The sequence below is a fragment of the Bacillus cereus group sp. Bce019 genome, from assembly GCF_051781745.1.
GTDB lineage: Bacteria > Bacillota > Bacilli > Bacillales > Bacillaceae_G > Bacillus_A > Bacillus_A cereus.
The window spans coordinates 24700-37411 of record NZ_JBPWJX010000013.1 but is presented as its reverse complement, the minus strand read 5'-3'; the positions used below and the strand labels follow the sequence as shown (position 1 = coordinate 37411).

Here is a 12712-nt window from a genome sequence, read left to right as displayed (position 1 = left end):
CAATTATTTATTGTTTTACATATCGAATACGAACATTATCGTCCATATGATAAATTTGTAATGTGTTTCCATAACTAATTCCTAACTCTTCACTTGCACCAACTGCACTTACAAATACCCCTTTAAATACTTTATTTTTAGTTGGTTTTACTACCGATACTCTTCGCTGCCTCTTCAAACAGTTTTGAACCTTCTTGTGCTTTACTTAATGATTGATGCATTTTACTCTCGTCTTCTTGGTCCAATGCATCAAAAAGAAGTTGAAAACAATCCGCATACAGTTCCATCGATTGCTTTATCTTCGCCTGTTCTCCCTGTAACTCAGGGGGCGCTTGTAAATTCTTCAGTTTCTTCGTTGTTGCCTTTGCTCCACCTAAACTTAGTTGTACTTCACTTTTCTTTTGTTTGTATGATTTTACGTCTGAATCTGCTATTCCTTCAATTAATTTCATTGTATCTTCAATTTGAGTAGCACCGTTTATGATATCTGCCTTATACCTTTCAACATCAGAACCAGTTACCTTACCAGTTGAAGAATTAGAAGAGGAACTTTGTTGACTACTTGATGAACTACTGTTTGTACCTTCACCTTTCGCTACAGATAAGCTATCCTCTTTCTTGCTATCAGTTGACTTACTCTCTTTTTCAGAAGTCTTATTCTCTTTCTCTACCTTTTGCGTCTCTTCTTTCTTTGTTTCAGCTTTCTTACCATCAGTTTCAATTGTAATACAACCACTCAATAACATAACTGGTAATGCTAAACTTACTAATTTTTTTGCTTTCATGATTACTAATACCCCTTTAGTTGTAAAATTTAATGTAAAAAAGTTAATATACTTAATTAATAAATTTCCCCCGAGTAATTTATTAGAATCTACTACCCATAGATTTCCTGTATATTCATAATCTTTCCATATATAACATTTTACAAAGAATTACATATTTGGTCAAAGGGATTTATGTAGTCCTTAAAAGAAAATTTTAATCACAAAGAAAAGAAGCTAACAATAAATTGTTAACTTCTCAGCTTAAGGAAAAATAGTATCTTTCCTTATCTTCTAATATCTAGGTTGTGATTGAATATTTGTAAGATGAACATCATACATATCAATGATTTCAAGAAATCTATCAGCTTCACGAAAAACATGGTCTGCTAATAATGGATGAATAATGCTCTTTATTTTACATTGCTCAATTAAATCACGTGCTGTTTTCTTAAAATCCCGAAGAGATGCAACTGACACGCGATTTTGATCTAAAAATTGATCTAAAAGAGGAGCTGTTTGGGATTGTGGTTTCATAGATTCTAAGTCAATTGCTTGATACATCAATTCATCAAAATCATTGCTAAAATTTCGTGCTGTATCTACAAGCTTTCTTTCCGACGGATCAAGAAGATGGCCAATAAATTTAGCATGGTCTGCCATAATCCGTAAAAAGAAAACATTTTCTTTAATAATAGCATCAGGAAGAGCATCTAATTTACCTTCATTTAATTGTATTAAACGTTTTCTAAAATAATCAGCTTCCCTACTTGTATGGTCAACTAACAGTGGAAAGTTATTTTGTCCTGGCAATTTACATGTGAGAATCAACCCTAAAATTTTTCGTTTAAACCCCCAAATATTAGTTGCGGCTTGTTGTACTTCTGCATTAAATCTTTTGATTTGCTCAGGATCTGTTTCATTTGTGTAGGAATGCGCTATTTGTTCAATATGTTCAAACAATCGATAAAATTGATTAGCCTCTTCGATTAATTGCGTATCCTCGCATCTAAACCCTAAGCGAAGAAAAAGAGAATGCTCTTTCATGATTCTAGACCAAAAACGAATTTCATTTAATGAACGCTCAACAAACATTACAGATGTAACACCTGTATCAGGATGTAATGAAGTTTCATCCCTATGCATTGTTAATCCCCCCCCCAGTAAAATCCCCACTAGTTCCATTCTTATGAGTAAAAATATATATAAATACCATCAATAAAAGTTTATGATGACTCTCTTATACATGTAAAATTAAACTAATATAACCTTAGCTTGATGAACATATACTGCTCCCCCAGAAAAACAGGCTATCACCTAGATATAAAATCCTACTAGGTGGTAGCCTTTCAAAATTTTTATTAAAGCAATACCGAATCTTTATCACTATCCTGATTACGTTTCTCACGCTCTTCTTCTAAACGCTTCATATATACTTCGCCTTCTTTTTCAATAAACTCATTATCCATATCTTGCTCTTTTTTCGAAGTATATAAAACCATGTAGCCACTTAGTACAATCCCGACAATCACAAGATACACCCACCATGGTAAAGTTTCCAAATCACTTCATTCCTTTCCTTAGACAAGCCTTATTAGTTTCACTTTATGAGGAAGGAAGTGGATTTATGCTTAAAATTTTTATTGTGGATGCTTCGCGAAAAATGCTTGTACATATTCCATAAACTCAATTGGTTCCTGACGAAACGGTGCGTGGTATCCTTTTTCAATAATATGAAACGTACTATTCGCAAATAGCTCATGATACAGTTCACCATTTTTCCAAGAAACACTTTTATCATGTCGTCCCCATATAATTAAAGTCGGTACCTTAATTTTATCAGCTTCCATCGCAATGCGGCGCTCTCTCATTTTCGTAAGCTGATCATAATGCTCTTTATCATCACGACTATTTTTCACTTCATTTTTATTATACTTCGTAATCTCAGTTACAGTTTGTAAGTCCGTCGATAGCGGTGGTACTTCATAACTTTCTTTTTGCTGGAAAGACTCTATCCCTGTAGCATCCGCCAAGATGAGATGCGTCACTGCGTCTGGATATAAATACGCTAAATTGAGGGACATCTCTCCGCCCATTGAATGGCCGAGCACTGCAAACTGATCGTATCCGAGCTTCTTCATTAACTTATAATATAAATTCACTTGCGCAGGAAACGAATACTGAAAATCAACTGGCTTAGAAGAACGCCCAAACCCTAAAATATCAACCGCAATAATCGTATGGTCTCGCGCTAGTTCCGGATAAATATCACTAAACCCATCAGAAGAACCACCAAACCCATGCAGCATAAGTAAAGGAGGTTTTCCCTCACCAATTTGTTTAAAATAAATCGTCTGCCCATCAATTTGCGCCATACTCTCTTTCGTATTCAGCTTCATCATAACAGTATCTTTCACTTCTCCAACCTTCGCAATCGGCTTATCGACGAAATTACAAACAATTAACAAAACGAGCACAATACCGCTAATCATATAAAACTTAAACCGTTTCAAAGTTCCCGTCTCCTTTCTCTTGTTGCTATTTAAAAGTTTTTACATTTTTTGGTTATTTTATGTTCTCTTTTTAATTGTAACTAATACAGTTACAATTAAACTAAAAAAATATAACTCATTTCTGTCACTAATGGTTATTTTGTAACTATTATAGTTACATATTTAAAGTAAGTCAATTCTTTTCTCTACATGGCCTGAAAATAGAAAAAGGGACTTCATGTTGAAGTCCCTTTCTTTGTTATTATAGTTGGCTTACTCCGCCGTCGCCTTTATTATCTGCTGGTGCTCCGCCTGTGTCGCCAATGTTAATGTAGTCTGGTCTTGCTGGTGCTCCTCCTGTGTCACCAATATTAACGTAGTCTGGTCTTGCTGGTGCCCCTCCTGTGTCACCAATATTTACAGCTTGATTTGTAAAAGAACTATTGAACCCAATTGATAATACCCCTACTAATGCAGTCCCAACAATAGCCAAACGAAATTTCTTCATTATTTTAACGCTCCCTTTTCCAATATATTTTTTTGAGCCTTATTATTCATATAAAAATATTTACTTGCCTTAACATGATCATCAAATTCATAAAATTTCAGTGCTAAAATTTCAGTGTATTCTTGAATACAATCCCATAATCTTTCTCTCTCAAAATAAGAAAGTCCTTCTAAAATTACATCTTCAATAATTGATACTGAAGATTTTCCATTGAGTTCTTTCAAAATTTTAAACCGATGTTGAAATTCTTTTTCTCCTAAATCAACACAAATATTTAAACCTTTTTCAACGATTGGATTCGCTAAATTATATTGTCCTAATTTGTAATGTTCACGCGCTTCTACAAATAAGGCTTTAAAGTGTTCTGGGTAGTTTTTGGTCACCTCAGATATGTGACGAATTGCTAATTCTGAAAGATTTTGACTAGCATAAAGCCAAGCTAAATTATGCCGAACCATTAGCATATATTTTTTTTGATCTGCTTTTTGCAATACTTCCATAGCAGAATTAAAGTTTTCTTCCGCTAATTCATAGTGATCTATGTCTACACAACATAGTCCAAAAGCATTTTCACATAATCCTACTTTTATTTCATAACCTGGATATTGTAAAAATGCTGCTTTTGCCCTATTCAAGTAATCTATTGCATGAACTTGGTCATATTTTTGATAATAGAAATTCCCCATCCGATAATGAAACTCCGCATGTTCTATCGGATCTGCAATATATTTCAATAACTTCTCAGCTTGCTCATACTGTTCTTTCGCTTCGTTATAATTTGAAATTAATGTGCAATGAAACCCTTTAAAAAAGTGATAGTAATAAGCTAGAACACCTTCTGCCGGGATTTCAAAAGATTCCACTTTATCAAAACTATCTTCTCTAACCCCAATCCAATCCACTAATGCATCATATCTAAAATTCAACAACGCATGATAAAGCAATACATCCTGATCCACGTCCAAACCACTAATCTTACTTTCAATCTCCTCTTTCATTTCCGTAGCTTTCTCTATATTTTGCTGCAACATTACACGATACCAATCATCTAAAGAATGTTTCATTTGCTCCCGCGTTACTACATCTGCTCCCATACACTCCGCATCCCCTTTTCTCCAAAATTAGTATTTTTATACAATTATCAAAATTGTATATTACCACTCCTTTTCTATGCATTGAAAAATAATTATCAGAAAATTTAATATTTTAATTAATTATACCAAAGTTTTCCTTTTTAATAACTTGAGAAACAATTGTCAGAAAACTTACTAGAATAAATAAAAAAGCAAGCAGTTCCAGCACTCCGCTAAAACTACTTGCTCTCCTACTTACTATCTCTATATTTTTACTCTTTAATAAATTCCTTCGTACTTCTCACTGTATCAATCGGACGAACTAATTTTTCAATTTCTTCACGTTTTGGCTCTAGGAATGGAGGTAAAGATAATTTTTCGCCAAGTGTTTCGTATGGCTCATCTCCCATAAATCCTGGGCCATCTGTTGCAAATTCAAATAAAATTTGTGGTGCAACTCTTGCGTATAATGATTCAAAGAAATGACGGTCTACATAACCAGATGAAGGAAGTCCAACGCTACTGATTCTCTCAATCCATTCTTCTAATACAGCGCGATCTTCTACGCGGAATGCAGCATGGTGAACCGTACCAAAACCTTGTCGTGCTTCTGGAAGAACCGTATTATGTTCTACAATGACAGAAGCACCGTTTCCACCTTCGTTCACTTCAAATAAATAGAATTCTCCTTCTTGCGCAACCTCTTTAAATAATAAAACTTTTTCTAACACTTCTTTGAAGAAACTAAAGTTCGCGATACGAATGAATACAGGGCCTAAACCAGTAATTGCATATTCTAACGGAACTGGTCCGTTTTGCCATGGTGTACCTGATTCTATACCGTTATCAAGTTCATCTGAGATTAATTGATAGTGTTGGTCATCAAAGTCAACGAAAGAAAGAGTTTTCTTACCAAATTGCTCTTTAATTCCTGTATGTTCTACTTCAAGACGGTCAAAACGTTTCACCCAATATGCTAATGCTGCATCAGTTGGCACTCGGAATGAAGTTTTTGAAATTTCATTCGTACCGTGTACTCCTTTTGGAATACCTGGGAAGTCAAAGAATGTCATATCTGTTCCTGCACTACCTTTATCATCTGCAAAGAATAAATGATACGTTTGAATGTCATCTTGGTTTACTGTTTTTTTAACTAAACGCATTCCTAAAACGTGAGTGAAAAACTCATAGTTTTTTTCTGCACTACTTGTAATCGCTGTAACGTGGTGAATTCCTTTTAATTGGTTCATTTTATATTCCTCCAATGGGTTTCATTTATATGTTAAAGTTGTATATTTTCTTCTATTACTTCTCTTCAATCGGTGCTAAATTCGCTTCAATCTCTGCACGCTGATCTTCTAAGAACGGTGGTAAATCAAGTTTTTCTCCTAAATGTTCCACATCTCCATCAACTGTAAACCCTGGTCCATCTGTCGCAATTTCAAATAGGATTCCGTTTGATTCGCGGAAATATAAGCTTTTAAAATAGAAACGGTCGATGATTCCTGAAGAATGGAAGCCTCTTTGTTTCACCTGTTCTTCCCAATAAGCAAGCTCTGCATCGTTTTTCACGCGAATTGCTAAATGGTGAATGCTACCGCGGCCCGGTTTTTCAGTAGGACCATCTAAATATTTCACAACGATTTCTCCAAAAGCCTCTCCTTTAATGGACTGGAAAATTGCTTCCTCTTCGCTGCGGCTAACCTCTGTATAACCAAACATGTCTGTAAGTGTACTCGCCATTTTATCAAGTCTACGAACGGTCATTTCTACAGAACCCATTCCTTGAATTTGATGCTCTGCAGGAACTTCTGATTTCTCCCAAGTTTCCCAGTGCTCTACTTTTTCTCCGTTTGAAACGAGTAGTACTAAGCGAAGACCTTCAGCATCCTCAAATTGCAAAGCAGGACGATTTGCATATGTTGTTATTTCACTATGTTTCACATCAAATTTCTCAAATCGTTCTTTCCAGTAATGTAAGCTTTCCTCTGAAGGAACGAGTAATCCAATTCGAGTAATGGCATTCGTGCCGCGATATGTTCTTCCTACTAATGGAATTTCAAAAAATGATAATTCCGTGCCTGGACTTCCTGTTTTATCTCCATAAAATAAGTGGTACATTGACGGATCATCTTGGTTTACTGTCATTTTCACACGACGTAAGCCAAGCACGTTTTTATAAAAGTGATTATTTTCATTTGCATTTTTCGTAACCATTGAAATGTGATGATGCCCTTTAATTTCATACATTGGTTATTCCTCCGTTTCGTTTTACTAGTCAAGTGATAACTAAAAAAATAACATTTCCCACAACTAATATGGTTTTTAGCTTTTCAATTTATTCTTAATTATGTTTTTGTAAATTCATCTTAGTTTTTACTGTATAAGTTACTTTGTTTTTAATCGAAAACAACTGAGTGTATGTTTTTCATATGACTCAATCGCTTTCGTTACTATCACTTTACACCTCAAGTGATTAAAAAGCAAGAGATTTATCTCAAATTCGAGATATTTTTCGTATCATACTATTTACTTCCTATAAAAATAGCCTCACTAAGCTTTCAAAACTTAATGAGGCCACTTTATTCACAATATTAATTATGGAACGACGGCTTATAGAAAGATCGATTATCAAGTGCAAAGACACGCTCAGTGTATTCACCTGGTTTTGTGCGTCCTAATGCGCGGTCCATCATGTTCATTTTTGCATCTAAGTTATCGATGTAATGCAGAATTTCTGCTTCTTTTACTAATGGTGGTTTTGGGCTACCCCATTCTGCTTTTCCGTGGTGAGAAAGGACGATGTGTTGAAGAATTAATACTTCTTCTGCATCGATTTGCAGCTCGTCTGCTGCTTTACCAATTTCGTTCACCATAATCGAAATGTGGCCAAGTAAATTTCCTTCTAACGTGTATGTTGTAGAAATTGGGCCCGATAATTCGATTACTTTACCAAGGTCATGTAAAATAACGCCTGCATATAGTAAGTCTTTATCTAATGATGGGTATAGATTTGAGATAGCTTTTGCTAAATCAAGCATCGATACGACATGGTAAGCTAGTCCAGATACGAACTCGTGATGATTCTTCGTAGCTGCTGGATAGTCTAAAAATTCGTTTTGATGCTTATTTAATAAATGTCTTGTTAGACGTTGAATGTTTGGATTTCTCATTTCAAATATGTATTGCGTAATTTTCTCAACCATATCTTCTTTTTTCACTGGTGCTTTTTCTACGAAATCTGAGATATCCGTAACTTCATTTTCATTCGCAACACGAATTTGTTTCACACGTAATTGAATACGTCCTTTGTAGTTTAGAATGTCACCAGCTACTTTCACGATTGTTTCCGCTACATATTGTTTCTCAACTTCTGGTGATACGTCCCATAGCTTCGCTTCAATATCTCCACTTGGATCTTGTAAGATTACTGTTAAAAATGGCTTTCCATTGCTTGCGATACCTTTTGTCGCTGTTTTAATTAACAAGAAAACATCGACTTGTTCACCAACTTCATACTCTGCAATTTTCTTTTTCATTCGAATTCCTCCACCAAATCAGTTACTTTTAGTATAGCACACTACAACTCGTTTTCTTTACGCATATGCGTTAATTTTATAATCTGTTTTTCTGTAAAATACGCGAGTAAATGCGCATGACATGTAAAGAATATGACTTGTCTATCCTTTGCAATTTCCTTTATAAGTTCAATCGTACGATTCGTCCTTACCGCATCAAAGTGCACGAAACTGTCATCAATAATAAATGGATAATCATGTTCAAATGTGTTCGCTAACGCAAATCTCAGCGATAAATACAACTGCTCAGCTGTCGCTTGGCTTAGTTCATGACTATAAAAACGCATACCATCGTTACGCTCTACAATAAACGGCTCCGCCTCTGACGGTGAAAAGATTTTACTATATCGGCCGCCTGTTAAATAGACGAAATACTCTTCTGATTTTTGTAAAATACGAGGAAGATGTACTTCATGATAATATTGCTTCGTTTTCGTTAACACTGTCTTGGCGGCCGCATAAGCAGCCCATTTCTTCACTTGTTCACGCACTTGCGCTTTTTTCATTTCCCATTCATGCATTAAATCACCGTACGTACTACCTTCTTCTAAATTCGCAATTTCCATACGATGTTTCGCAATGCGCTCTGTCAGTTCTTTCTCTTTCGTAAGACAGTTTTGCGCGGTTGTCATTTCTTGCTTTAATTTTTCATCATAACCATCAGCCTCATAATGTTCAGCTAATGATAAACTCGTTAAACGTTGTTCTAACAGATCAATTTGCGGTAATAAACGCCCGACTTGTTTCTCAGCATCTTCACGTTTTTCTGCCAACTTACCTGCCTCTAAAAACATCTCTTCATTTGTAGACACTGCGATATGCCATAAACTGTCTCGTTCTACTAATAGTTGTTTCAATTGCTCCTGTGTGAACTCATATTCTTCTTGCCACTCAGCTAACTTCTCTTTTAACTGCTTACAAGTTTGGCGCTTCTCTTTCTCATTTTCCATACGACTTTGTGCCTCGTGTAGCTTACTATACTCCGCACTACCGATAACAGTTTCTAGTTTATGTTCAAATTGCGAAATCATTTCATATAATGAAGATTTTCGCTTGGCTTGTTTCTCTAATTCACGATATAATTGCTGCATTTTTTCCATACGCTCAAACGCAGGTAATATGTGCGCATACGTATAAAATTCAGGGAACGTATAGCGCTTTTTATATACATTGACTTGTTCGCTCATGCGGAACGTTTCTCTCTCCCATTCCTCATACGATGAAACGACTTTATCATACGCTCGCTCCATTTGCTGCAATTTATAAGACTCACGCTCAAATAACTTACGAATCTCTTCGTCTTTTTCTAACTGGTAGCGTACAGTCATCGCTTCTTCACTTTGTCTCCCGCCAGCACTTTGCTGAAGAGTAAGAAGTTCTTCTTGTAATCCACTGGACGGATCTTTATATAAAACAAGAGCAAGAACAATCCCTACAAAAACAATGACACTAATAAATAAGAGCGCTCGGTTATCTATAAATAAGCTTGTAAACAAAACGCCTGTGTTAATAAGAAGTAACAGAAGACAAACTCTTTGCCACTGTTTTTTCTTTTGCATCGCCGCTCCTGCTTTTTCCTCATACTTGCGCTTTATTCGCTCAGCGCCCATACCGATAAACGCCGCATCTTGGAATGACTTTTCTTTCTCAACTAACGTATTTCGCTCTTCATCCGCTAACATTTGTTTCTGAATTTGTCTTATGTTTTCCTCTTGTTCTTCTAATTGCTCCTGCGCTACTTTAAAGCGATCATCAAGCTGTGCTTTTTGCGTTTCTAATTCGCGCGCCTTTTGCACCGTTTGCATAATTAACTCTTTCGTTGCCAAACTCATATCAAACGAAAGAACTGTTTCTTCTTCAAAAGTAGTGCCGATTTGTTGCTCAATTTCTGCAAGCTCTTCTTTTATATTCGTAATCGTTCCTGTTACATCACGCATTTCTTGGCGTGCATTTTCGTAAGACATATGCTGCATACGAAGGTCTTCTACATAACTTTCTTTTTGTAAAAACTCTTCATCTATTTGAATCGATTCTATTTCTGACTGCACATTCTCTATTTTTTTATGGAGCGAATCAACTTGCAACTGAAGCGGCTCCATTTTTGCCTTAATCGCTTCATAGCGCGCCATTCCATCTACAGGAAATTGCCCATTCTCATTTTCTAACACTTTCTCATACGCACGTTTTTCAATAACGAGAGGTTCAAGCGCTGCTAATATTTCATAATCTTGCTTTCGTTTTTCTGCATTCTCTTTTTCCGCGCGAACAGAAACAAGCTTCTCTTCACTTTCTTTTAACTGCTCAACTTGTTTTTCATACGTGCCAATTTTTCCTTGCCACTCTTTCATCTTCTCTTCCAGTTTCTTCATCTCTTGCAATGACACGTTAATTTCTGGTTTACGTCCGCTCGGTTTAAAGCGCTGGTCCATTTCTTTTTCTAGCTTTTTATCGAGCTGCAATAACGCATCACTTCCGACTGCACTTGCCGAAAATAAATAATTGCCGATATCCGCTTCGCCTAGCTGATGAATGTTTTGAAGACCATGCATATCAAAAGAAAAGACTGATTCAAATAAACTTTCATTCATCCCGGTTAATATATCGTGTAAAATTTCTTCGCCACCCGTTTTCCCGTCTTCAAAATAAACGGTTACCTCGCCATTGGCTGTCTTTGGTAATCGTTCAATTTTCAAAAGGCCGTACTTCTCTGTTTGTACAGTGATCGCACCACCATACTTGCCGCCTTCTTTCGGTTCATAACGGCGCTGTCCTCTCGTCGGAAAGCCGAACAAAATACTTTTCATAAACGAGCGAATTGTCGATTTTCCCGCTTCATTTTCACCGTACAACACCGTCAGCGTTGAAAGATCTATTTCCACATTTTCTAATTTTCCGTACCCATAAATATGGAGTTTTTCCATTCTCATTTTTTATCCCTCTCTTGCTGGAATAATTGTTCTAAAATAATATTTTCCGCTTCCTTCTGAATCTCTTTCTTCTCTTCTTCTGTAAAAGGTTCAATACTATTACGCGCTACAGGAGATGTCCAAATGGTGCGCAATACGCCGTCCATATTTGTGAAAGCTTCTAACTCCTTTAGCACACTACCGACGAAATGATTTTCTTCTTTCAAACGTTCGATTTCCGCAAAAGAGACCGTCTCATTTTTCCACTTCATCGCATACACGAAATCTTTTCGCTCTTCGCCAGCTGCTAAAATATGAAAAATTTCTTCAACACGTTTTTCATCACGCAAATAAGGAGAAAGTGGTCCCTGTCCTGTAAATACGGCAGTTAAAAGCGTCCCTTCCTCTTCTCTTCGACATTCATTCATCGCTGTTGACACTGCCGTCATAAGATCATCAACAGTTTCAAGTCCATCAATATTCACTTCTATCTCATCCCACACAACATCTGCCGTATGGAAAAATGAACATTGCGTTCCTTGTTTCGTAAGTTCAATCAGGTACGCACCCTTCTCGCCTATTTCCTTACGATGACGACCTTGTATGTTCCCTGGATAAACGATGTATGGCTCTTCTAATAAAATTTCACGTTTATGTATATGGCCAAGAGCCCAATAATCAAACTGCTTTTCTTTCAGCTCACGAATTTGAAACGGTGCATAGCGATTATGCTCTGCATCCCCTTCCACACTTCCGTGAAGCATGCCAATATGAAAAGGCGCATCACTCATTTTCGTATACTGCGCTGTCATATTATCCGTTACCGCTTGCTGCAAATAACTAAACCCGTAAATAGAAGCTAATAGCTCACCATTTTTATAAAATGATTTCTCTTCTACGTAAGGCTCCGTAAACACGTGAACATTTTCCGGAAACTCAATTGCTGCCCAGCTTCCCCCTAAATGATCGTGGTTACCGTGAATAATAAAAACAGGGATATCGTACTGCGATAGTCTCTTCATTTGCTCGCGCACAAACACTTGCGCCCTCAAACTTCTCGTCTCCGCATCATACAAATCCCCGGCTAGCAATACGAAATCAACGCGCTCTTGAATCGCTTTATCAACAATACGTTCGAACGATTCAAACGTACTCTGCTTCATTCTCTCCCAAACAGACTGCGGTACATTCATCTCCATTCCTTTAAACGGACTATCCAAATGCAAATCAGCCGCATGTATAAACTTCACTTGTTTCACAAATAACGATCCTTTCTTTTTCCGTACTTTACTACGAATAGTAAATCTAATGTCCATAAAACTTTCACTTTATTTTACCACGCAATGTCATATATTTCTTTGCATATTCTAGTGATTTATGCCAAAATAGTT

12 protein-coding genes are annotated in these 12712 nt (G+C 36.4%); all 12 read right to left on the bottom strand.

The genetic code is table 11. From position 1 onward, the window contains the following. Window positions 1–7 precede the first annotated feature (7 nt). The gene (locus ACS2QP_RS17705) at window positions 8–178 is read right to left on the bottom strand and encodes a hypothetical protein (RefSeq protein ID WP_332285280.1); all 171 of its coding nucleotides are present in this window, start codon (window positions 176–178) and stop codon (window positions 8–10) included. Further along, the gene (locus ACS2QP_RS17700; protein ID WP_332285279.1) at window positions 138–785 is read right to left on the bottom strand and encodes a DUF7018 domain-containing (lipo)protein; all 648 of its coding nucleotides are present in this window, start codon (window positions 783–785) and stop codon (window positions 138–140) included. The genes ACS2QP_RS17705 and ACS2QP_RS17700 overlap by 41 nt, the downstream gene beginning before the upstream one ends. A gap of 273 nt (window positions 786–1058) precedes the next feature. Then, on the bottom strand, window positions 1059–1910 hold the full coding sequence (locus tag ACS2QP_RS17695) for a DUF2935 domain-containing protein (RefSeq protein ID WP_000554486.1): 852 nt from the start codon (window positions 1908–1910) through the stop codon (window positions 1059–1061). Between the two features lie 215 nt (window positions 1911–2125). Continuing rightward, window positions 2126–2326 carry a sporulation YhaL family protein gene (locus tag ACS2QP_RS17690; RefSeq protein WP_000449223.1) on the bottom strand — a complete coding sequence of 67 codons (201 nt, stop codon included), beginning with the start codon at window positions 2324–2326 and terminating at the stop codon, window positions 2126–2128. A 78-nt stretch (window positions 2327–2404) separates the two neighbouring features. Beyond that, window positions 2405–3277, bottom strand: coding sequence for an alpha/beta fold hydrolase (locus ACS2QP_RS17685; protein WP_139310374.1), 873 nt, complete (start codon window positions 3275–3277; stop codon window positions 2405–2407). 241 nt (window positions 3278–3518) lie between these two features. Next, the gene (locus ACS2QP_RS17680; protein WP_000714514.1) at window positions 3519–3764 is read right to left on the bottom strand and encodes a Phr family secreted Rap phosphatase inhibitor; all 246 of its coding nucleotides are present in this window, start codon (window positions 3762–3764) and stop codon (window positions 3519–3521) included. Further along, window positions 3764–4858 carry a hypothetical protein gene (locus ACS2QP_RS17675; protein ID WP_332285278.1) on the bottom strand — a complete coding sequence of 365 codons (1095 nt, stop codon included), beginning with the start codon at window positions 4856–4858 and terminating at the stop codon, window positions 3764–3766. The genes ACS2QP_RS17680 and ACS2QP_RS17675 overlap by 1 nt, the downstream gene beginning before the upstream one ends. Before the next feature lie 251 nt (window positions 4859–5109). Further along, entirely contained in the window at window positions 5110–6087 is a 978-nt protein-coding gene (locus ACS2QP_RS17670; protein WP_063535816.1) for a ring-cleaving dioxygenase, read from the bottom strand. Window positions 6088–6142: 55 nt separating this feature from the next. Next, complete coding sequence (locus ACS2QP_RS17665) at window positions 6143–7087, bottom strand: ring-cleaving dioxygenase (protein WP_048656396.1); 945 nt, start codon at window positions 7085–7087, stop codon at window positions 6143–6145. Window positions 7088–7431: 344 nt separating this feature from the next. Continuing rightward, window positions 7432–8376, bottom strand: coding sequence for a 3'-5' exoribonuclease YhaM (yhaM, locus tag ACS2QP_RS17660; RefSeq protein WP_000726642.1), 945 nt, complete (start codon window positions 8374–8376; stop codon window positions 7432–7434). Window positions 8377–8417: 41 nt separating this feature from the next. Further along, window positions 8418–11342, bottom strand: coding sequence for an AAA family ATPase (locus ACS2QP_RS17655; protein ID WP_438882695.1), 2925 nt, complete (start codon window positions 11340–11342; stop codon window positions 8418–8420). Continuing rightward, window positions 11339–12580: a metallophosphoesterase family protein gene (locus tag ACS2QP_RS17650; RefSeq protein ID WP_142293353.1), complete on the bottom strand. Its 1242-nt coding sequence runs from the start codon at window positions 12578–12580 to the stop codon at window positions 11339–11341. The genes ACS2QP_RS17655 and ACS2QP_RS17650 overlap by 4 nt, the downstream gene beginning before the upstream one ends. Window positions 12581–12712 lie beyond the last annotated feature (132 nt).

Bases quoted from the DNA above. Each gene is read 5' to 3' on its own strand.
- ACS2QP_RS17670 (WP_063535816.1), bottom strand. From the start codon at position 6,087: ATGAACCAATTAAAAGGAATTCACCACGTTACAGCGATTACAAGTAGT.
- ACS2QP_RS17680 (WP_000714514.1), bottom strand. From the start codon at position 3,764: ATGAAGAAATTTCGTTTGGCTATTGTTGGGACTGCATTAGTAGGGGTA.
- ACS2QP_RS17675 (WP_332285278.1), bottom strand. From the start codon at position 4,858: ATGGGAGCAGATGTAGTAACGCGGGAGCAAATGAAACATTCTTTAGAT.
- ACS2QP_RS17695 (WP_000554486.1), bottom strand. From the start codon at position 1,910: ATGCATAGGGATGAAACTTCATTACATCCTGATACAGGTGTTACATCT.
- ACS2QP_RS17665 (WP_048656396.1), bottom strand. From the start codon at position 7,087: ATGTATGAAATTAAAGGGCATCATCACATTTCAATGGTTACGAAAAAT.
- ACS2QP_RS17700 (WP_332285279.1), bottom strand. From the start codon at position 785: ATGAAAGCAAAAAAATTAGTAAGTTTAGCATTACCAGTTATGTTATTG.
- yhaM (WP_000726642.1), bottom strand. From the start codon at position 8,376: ATGAAAAAGAAAATTGCAGAGTATGAAGTTGGTGAACAAGTCGATGTT.
- ACS2QP_RS17655 (WP_438882695.1), bottom strand. From the start codon at position 11,342: ATGAGAATGGAAAAACTCCATATTTATGGGTACGGAAAATTAGAAAAT.